General features: G+C 39.3%; 16 protein-coding genes. 3 read left to right on the top strand and 13 right to left on the bottom strand.

What is annotated here, in order from left to right; genetic code table 11:
* Window positions 1-19 precede the first annotated feature (19 nt).
* The 13 genes from JGE69_RS09315 to JGE69_RS09255 all read right to left on the bottom strand — a co-directional run bounded on the left by JGE69_RS09315 (window position 20) and on the right by JGE69_RS09255 (window position 14,298).
* Complete coding sequence (locus JGE69_RS09315) at window positions 20-1,507, bottom strand: NAD-dependent phenylacetaldehyde dehydrogenase (RefSeq protein WP_199112673.1); 1,488 nt, start codon at window positions 1,505-1,507, stop codon at window positions 20-22.
* Window positions 1,508-1,540: 33 nt separating this feature from the next.
* Window positions 1,541-2,758, bottom strand: a complete 1,218-nt coding sequence (locus JGE69_RS09310) for a hypothetical protein (RefSeq protein ID WP_199113243.1) — start codon at window positions 2,756-2,758, stop codon at window positions 1,541-1,543.
* Between the two features lie 144 nt (window positions 2,759-2,902).
* Window positions 2,903-5,218 carry a primary-amine oxidase gene (gene tynA, locus JGE69_RS09305; protein ID WP_199112675.1) on the bottom strand — a complete coding sequence of 772 codons (2,316 nt, stop codon included), beginning with the start codon at window positions 5,216-5,218 and terminating at the stop codon, window positions 2,903-2,905.
* Between the two features lie 209 nt (window positions 5,219-5,427).
* Window positions 5,428-6,342, bottom strand: a complete 915-nt coding sequence (feaR, locus tag JGE69_RS09300) for a transcriptional regulator FeaR (protein WP_005305971.1) — start codon at window positions 6,340-6,342, stop codon at window positions 5,428-5,430.
* A 197-nt stretch (window positions 6,343-6,539) separates the two neighbouring features.
* Window positions 6,540-7,496, bottom strand: coding sequence for a p-hydroxyphenylacetate 3-hydroxylase reductase component (locus tag JGE69_RS09295; RefSeq protein WP_199112677.1), 957 nt, complete (start codon window positions 7,494-7,496; stop codon window positions 6,540-6,542).
* 45 nt (window positions 7,497-7,541) lie between these two features.
* A complete protein-coding gene (locus JGE69_RS09290) occupies window positions 7,542-8,495 on the bottom strand; it encodes a PDR/VanB family oxidoreductase (RefSeq protein ID WP_199112679.1) in 954 nt (317 codons plus the stop codon).
* Between the two features lie 34 nt (window positions 8,496-8,529).
* A complete protein-coding gene (locus tag JGE69_RS09285; protein WP_104074458.1) occupies window positions 8,530-9,267 on the bottom strand; it encodes an SDR family NAD(P)-dependent oxidoreductase in 738 nt (245 codons plus the stop codon).
* Window positions 9,268-9,277: 10 nt separating this feature from the next.
* On the bottom strand, window positions 9,278-9,763 hold the full coding sequence (locus tag JGE69_RS09280) for an aromatic-ring-hydroxylating dioxygenase subunit beta (protein WP_001056940.1): 486 nt from the start codon (window positions 9,761-9,763) through the stop codon (window positions 9,278-9,280).
* Between the two features lie 10 nt (window positions 9,764-9,773).
* Complete coding sequence (locus JGE69_RS09275) at window positions 9,774-11,051, bottom strand: aromatic ring-hydroxylating oxygenase subunit alpha (RefSeq protein WP_005069110.1); 1,278 nt, start codon at window positions 11,049-11,051, stop codon at window positions 9,774-9,776.
* A 29-nt stretch (window positions 11,052-11,080) separates the two neighbouring features.
* Complete coding sequence (locus JGE69_RS09270; RefSeq protein WP_199112681.1) at window positions 11,081-11,608, bottom strand: nuclear transport factor 2 family protein; 528 nt, start codon at window positions 11,606-11,608, stop codon at window positions 11,081-11,083.
* A gap of 10 nt (window positions 11,609-11,618) precedes the next feature.
* Complete coding sequence (locus tag JGE69_RS09265) at window positions 11,619-11,978, bottom strand: hypothetical protein (RefSeq protein WP_000387554.1); 360 nt, start codon at window positions 11,976-11,978, stop codon at window positions 11,619-11,621.
* A 25-nt stretch (window positions 11,979-12,003) separates the two neighbouring features.
* A complete protein-coding gene (locus JGE69_RS09260; protein WP_081274192.1) occupies window positions 12,004-13,152 on the bottom strand; it encodes an acyl-CoA dehydrogenase family protein in 1,149 nt (382 codons plus the stop codon).
* Window positions 13,153-13,188: 36 nt separating this feature from the next.
* Window positions 13,189-14,298, bottom strand: coding sequence for an amidase (locus JGE69_RS09255; protein WP_064785416.1), 1,110 nt, complete (start codon window positions 14,296-14,298; stop codon window positions 13,189-13,191).
* A gap of 150 nt (window positions 14,299-14,448) precedes the next feature.
* Between JGE69_RS09255 and JGE69_RS09250 the strand changes: the two genes are divergently transcribed.
* From JGE69_RS09250 to JGE69_RS09240, 3 genes are all read left to right on the top strand, one after another.
* Window positions 14,449-14,916, top strand: coding sequence for a MarR family winged helix-turn-helix transcriptional regulator (locus JGE69_RS09250; protein WP_064785415.1), 468 nt, complete (start codon window positions 14,449-14,451; stop codon window positions 14,914-14,916).
* 398 nt (window positions 14,917-15,314) lie between these two features.
* Entirely contained in the window at window positions 15,315-16,664 is a 1,350-nt protein-coding gene (locus tag JGE69_RS09245; RefSeq protein WP_017399597.1) for a spinster family MFS transporter, read from the top strand.
* Window positions 16,665-16,772: 108 nt separating this feature from the next.
* Complete coding sequence (locus JGE69_RS09240; protein ID WP_199112683.1) at window positions 16,773-18,029, top strand: OprD family outer membrane porin; 1,257 nt, start codon at window positions 16,773-16,775, stop codon at window positions 18,027-18,029.
* The last annotated feature ends 2 nt before the right edge of the window (window positions 18,030-18,031 follow it).

The raw sequence follows: 18,031 nt of genomic DNA, 5'->3' as shown, positions 1-18,031 counted from the left end.
TTTTATATCTCGTAGAAACTTAATATCGAATCATCACCGATTTTAATTCGGTGTAATCTTCAATAAATGCATCTGAAAACTCTCTGCCAATTCCCGAAGCTTTTACCCCGCCAAATGGAACTGAGGGATCTAAGAACGTATGCATATTGACCCACAAAGTCCCTGCTTCAATTTTAGGAATTAAACGCAATGCTTTAGATAAATCATTTGTCCAAATACTTGCGGTTAAACCAAAGCGCGACTGATTCATAAGCTGAATAAGTTCTTCGTCAGTGTCGAACGGCATTACACCAACTACCGGACCAAAGGTTTCTTCTGAAAATAAAGGATCATCTGTATTTTTAAAGGAAATTAAAGTCGGCTGTACAAAATATCCTGTCTGATCTAGAGCCTCACCCCCTGCAATAATCTGGTCGTTGGCTTTAGCCATATCTAAATAATGTTTTACTTTATTAAAATGTGGCTGATTAGAGAGTGGACCAAACATATTTCCCTCATCCATAGCCGATCCAATTTTGAAACTAGAAAGTGCTTTCGAGAGTTTCTCGACCAGTTCATCATATTTTGCACGGTGTACAAAAAAACGCTCTGGGGATGCGCAAACTTGACCTTGATGTACAAAAGTTGCTTGTAATAAAGTTGGTAAAATCTCATCAATATTTGCATCGGCCAAAACGGCTATTGCATTTTTACCACCCAGCTCCAGACTTACACGGGTTAAATCACTGCTCATCGCGAGCTTACCAATCGCAATGCCTGTTGGTACTGAACCTGTAAACGAGACTTTCTTAACGAGCGGCGACTCAATTAAATATTGTCCTGTATCACCTTTACCCGTAACCACATTAATCACACCAGCCGGTATACCTGCCTCAATGGCAAGTTCGGCTAAACGCAATAAAGATAAGCTGGCAAACTCACTTGGTTTAAGCACAATGGTACAGCCAGTTGTTAAAGCTGAACCGATTTTCCAAACACCAATCATCAGTGAAAAATTCCAAGGCACAATCCCTGCAACTACCCCCACTGGTTGCCTTAAAGTAAAGGCCGTATATTTCTCACCTTGCATAGAAGGAATAGACGGTTGCATGGTTTGACCATTAATTTTAGTTGCCCAACCCGCAAAATATCTTAAGAAAATAACAGATTGTGCGACCTCAAGATGACGGGAAATATTGATAAGTTTTCCAGTAGACAACGATTCGAGCTGTGCAAGTTCTTCACCATATTGCTCAATTAAATCGGCGAGCTTATTTAGTTTAACGCCACGTTCATACGGCGTAGTTTCAGCCCAAGCATTTTGAAAAGCATGTTCGGCATTTGTTACCGCACTATCTACATCGTTTTGACTACCAATACTAATTTGAGCCACAACTTGTTCAGTCGATGGATTTACAATATCCACTTTATCTAAAAGCTCGGCAGCAACTAATTTTCCATCAATAAAATGTCCATGTTGTCGTGCCATAAATTGTTGCACGCTTTGTAAAATCTGAACTTCACTCATTTTTACTTCTCTCAATTCATTTAAAAGGATTTATTAATAGATGTATTGCAAAATTAACTGCGCATATACATTGGTCTTGTCATCGTAGTTTTGTGTACCACCACTATGGATATCGTTTTTCGGTTTATAAAGCCCAGCTAAAGGAATAACATTGATTTTTTTATTGACTGACCAGACCAAAAAGACATCCAGTTCATGTCCATCTACATTAGTTAAAGACTTATTTACTGTTTTGAACTTATAGGCCAAAGCACCCAACATAAAATTTTCTTTCAAGTTCATCATGTAAGAAACTTGATGAATATCTGCATTTTTATTGAATGGTCCAGCATAATTTCCGGCAACTTCACCCTGAAACCATGTACCAAAGCCGACGGTATTTCCATAAAACATAGTGTCATATTGGTCTGAAAAATGACTAAAGCGGTAACCTAATGAGGGGGTATATTTTGAAGATAAAAAATTATAGTTCAGCGCTAAGTAGCCAGCATTTTCGTGGCTATCTTTTTTATCTTGCACCACAAACTCAGTTTTGAGCTGTAATTCTGGTAAAGGTTGATAATTCAAACGTAAAGCATAGTTTTTAAGATCTTTGCGCCCTGAAATGTGTTCAGCATCTTTAATATCTAATACGTTTAAATAGGTAAACCCAACGCCCTTATCTTTAAGCTGATACATCAGATCAGTCACAAATAGTTCAGATGAAAATTGTGCTTTGTTATTTGATTTTAAATAAGCCAACTTTAGGGTTGTATTCTCTTGCGGTTTGTATTGAAGCAAACTTGTAAAATCAAAGCTTCGACGAGCTGCCAGATAATATGCCCCGCCCCGATCTAATGTACCATCCGCAGGCGCTTTACCAAGGTTTAACGCATCACCTGCAATGAAGAACCCGTCACCAATCATGATATTTTGCCGACCAATACTTAAATCATAGGTCGTCAACTCATCTTTATTGGTGCCATCTTTAAAACCAATGATCCATTCATTTACATCTGTTTTACGTTCTTTGCCATTACTATTTTGGCCGGCATCACCATCACCAAATGTTGCCGAGCTAATACCGCTCAAACTTGCATAGAGCTGATTGTTTTTAAAGGTGTATTGTCCTTTAGCACCATATTTAAGATGACCTTCTTGCCAATTAATTCTTTCATCCTCTAGATTTTCGCCGTTATAGCTTTTACCACTACTAAAAGCTCCAAAAGTTGCTTCAAAAGTTGGCTTAATTTCAAGCTCACCGGCATGCACAGTTGAAAAAAATGAGACAAAGAGAGTCCCTCTCACAACCTGAGAAAATAAATTTTTCATTGAGAAATTCCTTTTTTGCGAACGGCCTAACCGTGCTCAAGTGTGGGTAACCGATTCATTACCCACTCTAGATCATTTACTCGTTTAGTGATGGTCGTGCTGTGTGTTTTGCTCTTGTTCACCCAAATTTAAAGTCGGGGTGCTGTCAAAGAAGTTCCAAGGTTTGATGAGTGTATTCACCCATTCTGTTGGCATGATTGGCCACTCTTCAGCACGTGCCACATGGGTTGTACCTGTTGTCATCCACACCACAAGGTCTTTATTTTCGATATTTTCATTGTTGCCAATGAATTGTCCTAACCCTGTATCATGAGTTGAACGGTTTGAATATTTCCCTTCAGGGTAGCGTTCGTCTGGATTGTACTGAGTCACCCAAATTTGCTTGTCCATAAAATTCAAACGTTTAAATAACCATTCATCTTTCGAGAAATTGGCTCCTTTTGCCACAGGGTGTGTTCCGCCTGCAAATGGAATCAATTGGTAAGAAACCGGATTACCTAATTTATTTTCCTTGTTGAAATTCGTGAGTAATCGAATGGTAGATGGGTCAAATTTTTCAGCTGCATTTTGTTCATTAGTAATGACTTTACTATCGATTTGCATTGTGCTTGTACGAGCACCACCTTTGTCATTGGCCTTTACTACAGGGTCCATATGCATAAAGCTGTTCTTTTCTCCATCTACATCCATGTCTAAGCGGAAGTTATAGATGTGCTGATGCGTTGTACCCACAATATTATGGTCAATTAAAGTGCCATATTTGGTGTCTTCTTTGGCAGTGCTGTCATGCATAGTACGTGATTTAACACCTTTAACAGCTTCAATACCTGTAGCACCTGCATTAATTCCAATTACACCATTTTGGGCAAATACCCAGTCAAACATATAATCATAGTTTCCAACCGTACTAATCCAGCGGATGACAAGTTCACGGCGGGCTTCACTGGCATCTTGATTGCCAAAAATTTCGTGATGTTTATATTCTGGCCCAGAATAACGCTCAAACACAGCAATCGCATTTGGAATTACTTGTGGCTGGCCTTTGTAATCTGCAATCACAGCATCAAGTAAAACAGCGTTGTCAGGTGCATCTGTTCCCGGAAGAATAGATGAGGTAAGTGTTCCCATACCATATTCGCCCGAGTCTAAATAGGATTTGAAGTACCATCCAATATCAGGGTCACCATATGGAACCACCATTCCACCAAGGTTACCTTCATACATAACTTTACGCTTAACGCCTTTATCTTTATAGGTCACCGTTGAAAGCTGTAAGCCAACACGAGAATCTAATGCCACATGCAAACACCAATTCCCCCAATGTATAGTTTGACCGGTAATGCTAAAGTTTTTGCCCTCAGGTTCAGTAATATTGAGTGGTTTTAGCTTACTTGCTACTGGCTTATTCGACATATAAGGTCGATTTGCCATCGGCACAGGAATGATTGCACCTTCTTCAATCTTAATAATTTTTTCTTTATCTAAATCAACTACAGCAACTAAATTTTCAATAGGATGCGCCCAGTAGTTACCATCGCCGACATCGAGATAAGCAACGACTTTTAATATATTGAGTTGTTTGTCCAGACCATCTTTACCGCCAAAATATCCAACAGTTAGCGGAGTAGCAATCACTTTCTTCACATCAGTAATGCCGCGTTTCCGTAAAGCTTCCTGATATTCTTTACTTGTCTCAATTACACGCTGTACGGCTTCAAAATTATCGAGCAGCACCATTCCATGAGTATCTTTAAGTACATTCCACTTGGTGACTTGTTGAGTGTTAAGGTTAACTTCACCTTCAATTGCTTGACTCCCCTTTAACAAAATAAATGAGGCAATACGATCTTCTTTAAATTCTTTGTGATTAATAAAGTAATCCCAAACTTTGGCTTTTTCAGGCTCTTTAAGCTTTAACTCGGCAAAACGCATATTTTTATAGGCGTATTTCGAGCGGTTAATCACATCAAATGTCTTTTTAATTTCGTCAGAGTTTAGGCTATTGAGTGGGTGAAACGTATTTTCAATTTTAAAAGTTTGATCTAACCCAGACTGGAATACTTCATTAAAAAAATCTTTTCCAATAACTGGTTTACCATCTTTGACTAATAAAGGGACACTGAGTTTAAAAGGTTTGCCATTTATCAAAACCTGATCTGAATTGGGTTTGGCCCGAACCACCATAGAGCCTTTGGTGATCATATAAGTATTAGTAAAATCGTCTTTGACAACTTTAGCACCTTGCTCACTCATATTTTGATAAAGTGAGACCATTTCGGCCTTTCCACCATGAGCAAACGCTTGAGTATTGAGTCCCCAAAAGCTTGCAGCGATTGATAAGTTAAGTGCCAGTATTTTTTGTATGTCATTCAATAATCGTTGTTTACGCATTGGTTTCATCCTTTTGATCTATCCCTGAACTATCTGAATCAGACAGTTAAAATGCACTTTCCTGTGAGTGAAATTAATTAGATTAACTTAATAGTTTTATGATTATTAAGCTTATCTAGCCTGCTCTAATGAATTTAATTTCAACACAGTTACATAGGGCTAGCTTGTTCAAGAATGACGTCGAACTTGTCTAAAAATGACATTGAGAGATGAAAGTTTTAAACCGAGATACCCTCTCTAAATTCTTTAGGAGAAATACCATAGGTCTTTTTAAATATTTTTGAGAAATGAGCGCCATCCCAAAAACCCCACTTCAAGGCGATTTGGGTAATCGAGCTTTGTTTATTTCTTTTATCAAGCAAATCTGCTTTGACTTTTTCTAGGCGTTTGAGCTGTATATATTTGTTAATCGATAATTTTTCTTGAAGAAATAGACGGTAAAGATGACGTAGAGATACCCCAATGTGCTCTGCAATTAATTTAGGTGTTAAATCTGGTTTTGCTAAGTTTTCTATAATATAGCGCTCGGCTTTTTCCATTAGATTATTGGAGCTATTTATATTTTTATAATTGATTGTGGGTTTGATTAAGGCGATCAGCGCATCTTCAAAAGCATTACCGTCTTCAGTTGCATACCAAAGTTTAATGTTTTCAGCAGACATATTTTTCAAAATATTCTTGAGTAAAAAACCACTCATATTTTGCGTAATGAGCTTTCCAAAATATTCAGTACTAATATTTTCTTTCAGTAATTTTTCACGCGACAGGTGCACTGAAATCTGACTTACCAAACCTTGCGGATACATCGAAATGGTTTCGACTGGATCGACCAACACAATATCGCCTTCATTTAGGCTTAAAGTTTCATTTTTATACTCGAGCAGCATTTTTCCCGAATACTGCAAAATCAAAAAGCAAAAACGATTATTCACTCGATCGATTTCATCGGCTTTTCGGACAATTTTATTTGCATTGTTTTTGATAAAAGCAATTTCGGTATCACCCAATAAAAAGCACTGAACTTCACCAATGAATAAATTACGGGTTCCGTCAAAATCGGTTTCAAAATTGCCGCACACACTTTTAATATGGTGCGTCCATGTGAGTAATGCATCGCTTACATATTGGTTCATCCCTTACCTCTCTATACACGTGCCACCGCTCAAGCTTTTGCTTCTGTGGTGGTACACTGTCTTGGCTTTTTGCAATCTTGTTTTATTGATAAACAAATTGTGTGCCAAAAATTCCTTATCCTTGGAATTGTTTTGATGATAGTCAGCTAGATGTGAAGAAGCTGATAAATCAATTTAATTTATCAGCTTAAGGGGACTTATGCTACTCCTGCAAAATCTCTCAGCATGGTAATAAAAATATCCTTTTGCTCATCAGAATACTTTTTAAACACCTCATTTTGATGGCTATCGGCAATATCAAACAAATACTGCGCCGTTTGTTTACCTTTCTCGGTCAGTGCGTATAAATTATCGTGATCAACCAGCAATCCTTCAAATTTTAAAATTTCGGCCGACCTCTCAACCTCTTGCATTGGCATAGCAATATCACGCGGTAAATCTTCTTTACTTGAAGCAGTACCACTTGCCAAAACCAGCAAGAGCCGTGATTCACTGGTACGGAAACCCGAAGCCATTTGCTTAGGAATATAGTCAGTCTGATAAGCTTTAAAAGCACGACTCATCAAGTAGCAGACATTGTTATATAAGTGCCCATAATGTGTTTGGTCTACACCGCTCTGTTCTGTTTGTTTAACTTGAAGGCTTGGATGCGGCATGACACAAGAATATGCGCCTTGATGGTAGACCAACGGGCTTCGGCCTTGGTCATGGAAACGAACCACTTTGCCAACAATAATCCAGTGGTCACCACCTTCAATCACTTGATAACGTTCGCACTCAAACACCGCAGAACAATTTTCTAAAATGGGAGCGCTTCCTGCACCAAGTTGAAAGTTTGTGTCTGCAAATTTATCAATATTGCGTCTCGAAAACTTATTAGACAGCTCAATTTGCGTGCCTGATAAAATATTGACTGCAAAATGTGTCGCTTCTTCAAATACTGAAAAACTTGACGATTTTTTATCAATGCTCCACAAAATAAGCGGTGGATCGAGTGACACCGAGTTAAAACTATTTGCGGTTACACCGACTTTCTCACCTTGTGCATTTTGTGCGGTAACAATGGTAACGCCTGTTGCAAAATTTCCTAATGCTCGTCGGAACTGTAATGGATCGACCGTAAACTCATCTATTTGTTGTAATACATTCATCATCTTTCTCCTAAACCTTCTCTTACATCCATATAAATCGCGAGAGCATTAGATATCTAAAACTAATCTCGGTGTTTTAGAGCGTGAACAGCACACCAATATTTGCTCATTGCTGGCCTTTTCTTCGTCAGTAAAATAAACATCTCGATGATCGGGTTCGCCTTCAATCACATCACACATGCAAGTTCCGCATACACCTTGCTCGCATGACATTTCGATCTCGATGCCTTCTTTAGCCAAAGCCTGCAAAATGGTTTCACCAGCTTCAACCATAATGATTTTTCCGCTACGTTCAGCCACCACTTCAAATGAATCTCCCGAGGTGTCAGTTTCGACTTGGAAATATTCTTTGTGGATTTGCTGCTCAGGAAAATTATGAGTCGTAGCAAGGTTAATCACCCAATCCATAAAACCGACTGGACCACAGGTGTAAATATGGCTCTCAAGGTCAATATCTTTGATGGCAGATTCAAAAAATTCTCTATGGCTTGCACCTTCCGATTTAAAATGAAAAGTTGTGTATTGTGCTAACTCACCATTTTTAATTTCATCAACAAAAGCACAGTTTTCTGGGCTAGCGCCGCAGTAGTGAAGCTCAAATGATTCGCCTTCATGTGCAAGTTGGTATGCCATCGTGATTAATGGCGTAATCCCGATTCCACCGCCAATCAAGACACTGTGTTTGGCTTTTAAAAGTGGAAATAAATTTTTTGGCTCACTGACCTGAATTTGCATGCCATCTTTAATTTCATCAAATGCAGAAATCGAGCCGCCACGTGATTCAGGGTCACGTAAAATTCCAAGGCGAAACTTTCCTTCGTCATTTGGATTTTGGCAAAGTGAATATTGGCGTACCATGCCATTCGGTAAGTGCACATCAATATGCGCACCCGCTTCAACTTTTGGCAATGTTGCAGAAGTTGCAGATTCAAATTCCATGACTGCAATATTTCCACCTTCCACATGGCGATTTTTAACGACAACATCATAAAGTGTAGTCATGATTTAACTCCCTTTTCATACGTAAGCTCGTGACTTAGCGCATGAATAAACCACCGTTAATATCCCATGTTGCACCAGTCACAAACCCCGCATTTGGACTCGCAAGCAACCCACAAGTTTCAGCAATAAAGTGCATACTTCCTAAGGATTTAACCGGAATATTCTGGATGAACTGTTCCATTTTTTCGTCTGGCACTACACTATGAACGATTGGTGATTCCATCGGTCCCGGTGCAACTGCATTGACCGTTACCCCTTTTGCCGCAAACTCTTTGGCAAAAATTTTGGTTAACGTCACAATCGCACCTTTGGTTGCCGCGTAGTGTGCACCTGTTGCAGTACCACCGTTTTGTCCTGCTAACGACGCCATATTAATGATGCGTCCATAGCCTTTTTTAGCCATAAATTGGCCAATAATTTGGCAAGCTTGAAAGGTGCCGCGCTGGTTGACTTGGGTCACCCAATCAAAATCGGTTGCGGTAATTTCTAATACTGGCGTTGCTTTGGTGACGGTGGCATTGTTAATCAACACATCAAGTTTAGAAAATTTCTCTTCAATCCATTGCACCGCTGCATGAAAATCTGCCTCAACTGAAATATCTAATTTCAAGGGAAACATATTTTGTGCATATTGACTTTGTGCCTTGGCATTCTCGGCTTTTTCAAGCGTACTTGCCGACAAAATCACTTGATGGCCTTGGCTCGCAAAATATTCAGCAATCACATTACCGAGTCCAGAAGCAGCACCTGTCACTAAAACAACCTGTTTCATGTTACCGCTCCTAAAGAATGTAGCTAATACCAGCTAAGGTATCGGTTGAGTTAACCAAGTTAATGATTTTACGGTTAATCTTAAAACCAGTATCGGCATCACGAGTCAAATGGTAAGTAATATCTGCGGTGTAATGCTTGAGGTTTTCTTTACGGAATTCACGTAAGTTTTGAGCACAGCGTAAAACGATTTCATCATCTTGGTCTTGAATGACTCGTACTCGCGAAATACTGCGTACCGTATTCGCCTTTGGTGCCGTAGAAATTGCCTCACCATTTTCAAGACGCTGTACACGTAAAGTACGCATATGATTATCGTCATAGGCATAATTTAAGTTGTTTTCGTAGTCTGTGAGGTTCGGGTCAATCGGAATGATATAAACACCCTTTTCATTCCATAAATTGAGCCATTCACGATATTCGCTGTGGTCTAACATATCTGCTTCAGCCCAGATGAAAGCAGTGACTTCATTTAATAATTGCAGATTCATATTCATTGCTCTCTCCTTAAGCCGTCATCATCTTTTTCCACTGCTGATATGCTGCACGCATACCAGTTTCAGCACTGACATCACTTTTTAAGCCATCTTCAGTTTTGACTTCGCCCGGCAAACCGCGGTTCAACATGATCCATAAATCATTACCAGCATTGGCACCGTGTTGTACGCGCTCCCAAGCTTCTGAGTCATCTGGCGTACCAAAACCAAATGGACCTTGGAAATGTTCATGCAAACGTAAGCGATATTGGTTGGCAATTTGTGGGCCACCATCCATCGTAATTACCGAGTGATGAATTTCTGTTTCAGCAACTGAAATTGGCTGTAACACACGGAAGAACGCCATCGAGCATGCAATATTCGGGAATAAATTTAAGTTAAAGCCAGAACCACCGACTGCACGAACAATACGGCGTACTTCTAACTCTTCATGGCCTTCGTCACGCAAAGCTTGAGCCAAGTCTTCGAAACGCTCTTGAATTGGTCGCTCCATAAGCTCTTCGTCTAGATCAACCAGTTCAGGAATCATCACCATAACACTGTGACCATTACCTAAGTCTTCAACAAAGCCCGGTTGGTTTTCGAAGTTAAAGAGTTCTTCTGTTTTTTCATCGACAGAACTTAAGAATGACTTATGTACCAACGGGAAGTGATATGCATCGGTGGTATTTTCAAGCTGGATTTTCCAGTTACCCGGAAAACGGAAACGGTGTTCACCCAACACTTTAATTGGATAACCCGCACCTTGTTTCATAAACAGGTCAATCCATTTTTTTGCTGGTCCAAGGAACTCTTCAAGCGGTTGAATGTCTTCTTTAAATGAAGCGAAGATCATGCCGTTATATTCTTCTACCCGTAGACTCACCAACGGTAATTCTGACTTATCTAAACAATCGCCGTAGCTTTCCGGAGATGGCACACCACGTAAACTACCGTCAAGTGCATAACTCCAACCGTGGTACGGGCATACAAAACTATTGGTTTTTCCTTTTTTATGTTCACATACGGTTGCTGCACGGTGACGACAACGGTTTAAAAGTACATGGACTTTCTTTTTACGGTCACGTACCACAACCACAGGCTGTTTACCGATATTAATGGTTTTATAGCTTCCGCCTTCCGGAATTTCGCTGGCATGCGCAACCCACACCCAAGTGCTATAAAAGATTTTTTCCATCTCTTCATCAAAAATGCGTTCATCTTTATAAAGAGAAGTATGGGCACGGTCACTTTGAACCAAAGCATCGTAATCAATGCCAATGTTATGCGTTGGGATAATACTGTTCATATCAATAGTCCTTTTAAATATGTCCTGGGTCATTCCTGGGAAGGTACAGGCAATTCAGCTTCACTGTGCCAATGCGATACCGGACGACTGAAAATATTCTGTGTTTGGAAATGTTTAATTTTCCATGTTCCATCTGCTTGCTTTTGAAACTTCACATTGAGCTTTGCTGTATTCAGATGACTACGGCCATCTTGAAAGGTTGAGGTTTGCAACATGAGCCAAGAAGCATTTGCATCATTTTGATTTACATAAATTTGTTCTGAATTTACAAAGTGTGCATTCATAACAAAGTGAGATTCTTTTTGGGTATAGCTTTTAAACATGTCGTAAATCGACTGCCAAGAATCATAACGGCCAAAAGATTTGGCATATTTCTCGCCAATACCTTCCCAAATACAGTCCTGATCAAAAAGATTCATTAGCTCATCAAGGTCTGTATTTGCATTAAGCTCATCGCAGATTTCCATATAGCGATTCAGGCAGTTACGAATCGCATTGTGCGCTTCTAACTGTTCTAGTCGCTCTATGATTTTTGCAATATCCACTTTGTCAGTCATTGCGGTCGCCTTAACGTTGAATAATCAATTCACGCCCAACACGAGCTTCAACTTTGCAATATTTCCAAAGTTTGTATGGCCCTTCACCCACCACAGTCGTTCTAAACAAGTTACAAGCCGCGTGTACTGTTTCAATATCCGGAACATCTGCAAGCAAGTATGTTGTCCAAGGCCAGCCAGCACTTGGGCCAACCATACTTTGGTCATCATCAAGATTTCCAAAAACATGAACACCCGGTAAGTCATGAATGCCATTCCACATTTCACCAAACGCGGCCCAAACTGCTTTTGCTTCAGCAGGTTCCGCGTCAAAAAAGTTTTGGTTAATACCCATGCAGAACAAAACGCGTAATGATTTTTTAGCTTCCATTTCAATATCCTTTTAAAAATTAAACTTATAAATAACCTGGAGTTGGTTTTAACCCGAAACTGATTGAGCCTGCATTTTGTAAAGTCGCATCGCCCATAAAGGCATGCTGAGTCACCACGTTGGTGTCATTCACAAAACGGCTAAATGGATTGTTGGTATAGATCGCCGTCATGCCCGCGAGCATTTGCATTTTTCGGGTGACTTTGGCGCAAACTCGCGCTGCATGGGTACATGCCAAACGCATATCGCTAATTTGTTCAGCAGTTGCTTCACGACCAGCAATAATTTCATTCCAGACAATATCCATGGTTTGATAAAACCAAGATTTTGCAGCCTGAAATTCTGCATCTGCCTGAGCAAACTCATATTGAGTCACTGGGCGGTTGGCAATTTCTGAACCGCCTGTAATGGATGCTTTACCCGGCGCCAGTTTTTCAAATTCTTCTAATGCGGCAGCTGCAACCCCAATACCCACCACGGTTAATACTTGAGTCGCTAAAGAAAGCGACGGATATTTAAAAAATGGTTCGCTTAGTTTTGAAGGTTCACCACGTACAAAGGTCCATTTCTTTTCAACTAATACGTCTTCAACGACTAAATCATGGCTTCCCGTACCTTTTAGGCCAACGGTGTCCCAAGTCATTTCGATTTTGGCTTTTTTCGCAGGCATCACTGCCATGCGAGGTAAGCCTTGCATTTCATTGTTTTTAAGCGGTGAAATCCCCACACCAACAATGTCAGCTCCCATGCAACCGCTGGAAAATTTCCAACGTCCACGAACTACTACACCTTCATCGGTAATTTCAGCAGGTTGTGGCGGGAAAATACCTCCGGCAAACACCACATCTGGTCCGTTTTGGTATAATTCTTTCAGTGTATCTTCAGGCAAACTTCCTAAATACGCAGGGCTCATACCGAAACTTGCCACCCAACCGACTGAACCATCAGCTTTAGATAAAGTTTCAATTAACTCGCAAAACTGCCGTGGAGACCATTCTTCACCACCAAAACGCTTAGGAACTAATGCACGGTAAACGCCAATCTGTTTAAGTTTTTCGATAATGTCTTGGCTCACATATGCCTGATTATCAAATTCACCTGTACAGGCACGCTCACGAATTTCTTGACACAAAGCGTCTAAGTCAACTGCTTTGTCTTGAGAAGCAAACTCCATTTTAGACAACTTATTCATCATCTAACTCCTTGTAATTTATTGCATTGCATCAACACAAAATTTAGCTATAGCGCATAATTGCTCATCTTTTTGATGCTTCGATACGATCTGTAAGCCCACGGGTAAACCGTCACTGGTTTCAAGTGGCACTGAAATGACAGGATGTCCTGATAAATTAAATGGTCGAACTAAAGCTGTAAGATTCAAAAAAGCGACCGTGTTTTCAGCTTCAGAAACTTTTGGTGGAATTTGTGGAAGTGTCGGTAAAACCAATGCATCATATTTTTCTAATAAAGCATCAAGTTCTTGGGTCAGCTGTACTTTTACAGCTTCTGCTTGTTTTACTTGCTCTAAAGTGGTGTGTGCCGCTTTTAATAAACGACCATTTACATCAGAACCAATTAAGCCGGTTTGAGTTAAATCACCAAAAGCTTGCCAATTTTCATAATTAATAATTTGCATGCCTGCATCAAAAGCCGCTTCAAAATGTTCAACTTTTTCTAAAACAGTCTGTAAATTAGCTTTTTGAAGTGCGTGATGAATACAGTTCCAAATAACCTCATCTGCTTTGACATCTAAAACAGCAATTTTTGGTGTACGAGTAAATTCAGTAGGTTTAAAAGTTGGATCAATAATTTGCATGGCCTTTTCAATCATCTCGACTGAATTTGCAAAAGGGCCAACGCAATCTAAAGAACTTGACGGTGGATATACGCCTTTTCTGCTGACACGACCAAAAGTTGGTTTTAAACCAAAAACTCCGCAGCACGCAGCGGGCATACGAATAGAGCCGCCCGTGTCGGTACCTAAAGTAAAATCAGCTTGTTTTGCTGCAACTGCCGCAGCCGAACCACTTGAAGAACCGCCTGGAATAAGTTCAGGATATTTAGGGTTGATGGGTGTACCAAAAGCATGGTTAATGCCTGTAATACCAAAAGCCAATTCGTGCAAGTTCGTTTTAGCAATAATTTCGCAGTCAGCTTTCAAGATGTTTTTAACCACCTCAGCATCATCTTGAGCAGGTTCAACATTTAATAAAGCTCGACTACCAGCAATGGTTTTTAGACCTTGAATATCAATTGTGTCTTTCACCATCACCTTGAGCTTGCCACTTCCTTTGTGCACGCTTTGGCTAACAATATTCATTCACTTTTCCATGTATTTTTATTAATCAATCAAAATATCGGAAAATTTAATGGAATTGTCAAGTATTTTTTTATAATTTGTTCTCAAGGAAATATGCAAAATTTTGTTTATAATAGGATTACCCTTTTTTCACTAAGTTATTGCTTAGCTATGCTTGATCATTTAGAACAATTTCTTCCTAATAAAGAACCGTCGAGTATTCAAAATTTCCCTTTTTTTTGGGTTTCCCAAGTGAATGGAAAGTATTCACAACTGATTGAAAAATCAATAAAAAAGCTAGGTATTGATAATACACGCCGTAAAATTATTTTAAGCACTAATGCCCTTGGGGAAGCCAGTATTACCGACATTGCCAATCTTTCTACTTTAAAGTTAACGACGGCCACAAAAGCTGTATATCGCTTGGTAGAAGATGGAATTGTTGAGGTCTACTCTTCTACTTCTGATGAACGAATCTCAATGGTGAAATTAACGGCCAAAGGTGTTGATCTGGTTGAACAGATTAATCAGATTAGTGTGGTCACCTTGGCAGGTATCCTGAATGCTTTTTCAGAAGACGAGCTACATAATTTAAATACCCAGTTAAAGAAATTATTTGACCTGATGCCATCCAGCTAAATATTTCTCATTATGATAAATTAGCTTTCTTAGAGCAGTTAAAAATCTCTTTTTCTTTAGCTGCTCTTTCGTTAAAACAATAAAAATTAATAAAATCAAATTTTTATATCATAAATTTATCTATATAATTACTTAACATACTTTTTAGGTATTCTAACATACTCAATAAGTAATGGAATTTTACATATAAAAAGAAAATAATAATTCCATGATCTTAAAAATCCCATTAACTCCGAATTGGGTTTAGACGCACTCTTCCGGTCTGTACGAGACCAAATTACTCATTTCTAGCCTATTTATTATTCTTATCTAAAAGGGGGAAATATCGAAAACTTTAGAGGAATAATAAAAGTTAGATATCAATTTCTTTAAGCGTTTTATACATAAGGATTAAGTGTATGAACCAAAGTAATATCGCTGTTGAAAGGACACAAAAGAAAAGCAATGCTTATGCATGGTATGTGGTCATACTTTGTATGTTGGCATATATATTTTCATTTATTGACCGCCAAATTCTGGCGCTGATGATTGAACCCATCAAAGCAGATCTCCAACTTTCAGATACTCAATTTAGCTTATTACATGGCCTCGCCTTCTCACTGTTTTACGCCGTTATGGGTTTACCCTTAGCCTACATTGCCGATCGTTTTTCACGACCAAAACTAATTTCAATCGGGATTATTGTTTGGAGTCTGGCAACAGCAACTTGTGGTTTAAGTAAAAACTTTATTCAACTGTTCTTAAGCCGTATGGCGGTAGGTGTCGGTGAAGCGGCTTTATCTCCAGCGGCTTATTCAATGTTTAGCGACATGTTTAGTAAAGACAAACTAGGGCGTGCTGTCGGGATCTATTCAATTGGCGCTTTTTTAGGTGGAGGTATTGCCTTCTTAGTTGGCGGTTATGTCATTAACCTGCTTAAAGGTGTGACACTCATTGAAGTTCCATTATTAGGCGCACTTAAAGCATGGCAAATTGCCTTTTTAGTGGTGGGTTTACCCGGCATCATTATTGGTTTGCTGTTTATTTTGACCGTTAAAGACCCTGCACGTAAAGGCCAACAGCTCAACCAAAATGGACAAGTTGACCAAGTTAAATTCACACAATGTCTTCAGTTTATTAAAAAACATTCGAAAACATTTGCTTGTCATTATTTAGGTTTTACCTTTTATGCAATGGCACTCTATAGCCTAACTAGCTGGACACCTGCATTTTATATTCGTAAGTTTCAACTCGCGCCGACTGAAACAGGCTATATGCTTGGTACCATTCTGTTAGTCGCAAATACATTAGGCGTATTTTGTGCAGGCTGGCTAAATGACTGGTTTATCAAAAAAGGCCGTCAAGATGCGCCGATGTTCACGGGTGTAATTGGTATTGTTGGCCTGATTATTCCAATTGCATTTTTTACCCAAACAGATCAGCTTTGGCTTTCAGTTAGCTTACTGATTCCTGCAATGTTCTTTGCATCTTTCCCTCTAGTGATTTCAGCAACTGCTTTGCAAATGTTAGCCCCAAACCAGTTTAGAGCACGCCTTTCTGCCCTCTTCCTTTTGGTGAGTAACTTAATTGGACTCGGTATTGGCACAACACTGGTAGCCATTATTACAGATAAAGTTTTTGGTAGCCCATTAATGGTGGGTTCTTCTTTATCTATTGTGGGTGGTTTGTCTTGTGTACTGGCTTTAATTCTACTTTTTAAAGGCTGCAAATTCTTTAGTGAAAGCATGAAGCTTGAAAAATTAAATTAATAGGTCTCACCAATTGCAAAATGTACTCTCTAACTAAACGCTTAGAGAGTACCGAAATATTAGAAATTATTTAGTGCCGAGGACAGGCATACATCTGGGAAATGGATTATGGAATTATTTCACCGTTTTAAACCACACACTTTGGCTGTTGCCACTTTATTACTGATGTGCAGCAACTCATGGGCTGCAAATCCAAATCAGCAAACTGAAGATGAATGGAAATTCACTTTAAAAAATGCCTATATTAACCGTGATTTTGATAATGATGCCCTCAAAGATACTGGCAGTTGGTCTCAGGCAGCGTCTTTATTTTATAAATCGAAAATGCATGACACTCCGTTAGTCATAGCAGACAAGCCAATCACAATTGGGGCCGATGCATCGGTTCAATACGCCGTGCGCTTGAGTTCGGACAAACATGTCGCTGACACAGTTTTGCCTTTTAATAAAGAAACGCAATCTCAGGCTTCAGACTATTTAAAATACGGCGCCACCTTAAAGCTGGGCTATGACAAAACACTTTTAAGTGTCGGTGAACTCTGGCTAGATTTACCTGTAACGGCAGTCGATGCTAGTCGTCAGTTACTCACTTCGTATTGGGGAACCAACTTAAAGTCACAACTTTCAGATCAGCTCTATGCCGAAATTGGCCGAGTGGAAAAAGTGTCGCCAAGAAATGAAGAAGACTTTAAAAAGTTTTCTTTCACATCAAATGGAATTACCAAAGAATCTGATGGTTTGAACTACATTGACCTGCGCTATCAATTTACGCCGTCTTTAAAAGGCGAATATTACTTCGGTAATTTAGAAGATCTGTATAACAAACACTATATAGGACTTGAACATACGTGGAAACAGCCAACTTTTGCCCTCACCTCTAAGTTTAAATACTTTAATGCAAAAGATGATGGCAATACTTTTGATATTGATGCGCAGAACATTGGATTACTTGAAACAGTTAAAGTAAAAAACCATACCTTTGGTTTGGGTTACCAACAGATTATTGGTGAATCAGCTTACCCGCTACCAGATGGTTTTTTACCAGAGACTTATTTCATTAACTGGAATGCCACAGGTTTCTTTAAAGAAGATGAAAAGTCTTACCATGTGATGTACGGCTACGATTTTAAAGATTATGTACCCGGTTTAAACGCGATGGTGAAATATGTTTACGGACATGACTTTAAAGCAGCAAATGGTGAGAAAAACCATGAAACCGAGTCGAATGTGATTTTAAACTACGCATTTCAGCAGCCGTTCTTAAAAGGTGTTGCCTTGCAATACATTCGAATTGATTACAACGTAAAACATGGCAATGACTTTGGCGAAGACCGTTTATTCGTCAATTACACCAAAAAATTCTAAAT

This window comes from Acinetobacter sp. C13 (genome assembly GCF_016809775.1).
Lineage (GTDB): Bacteria > Pseudomonadota > Gammaproteobacteria > Pseudomonadales > Moraxellaceae > Acinetobacter > Acinetobacter pittii.
The sequence above is the reverse complement of the archived record's forward strand: the minus strand, read 5'-3'. Positions and strand labels throughout refer to the sequence as shown.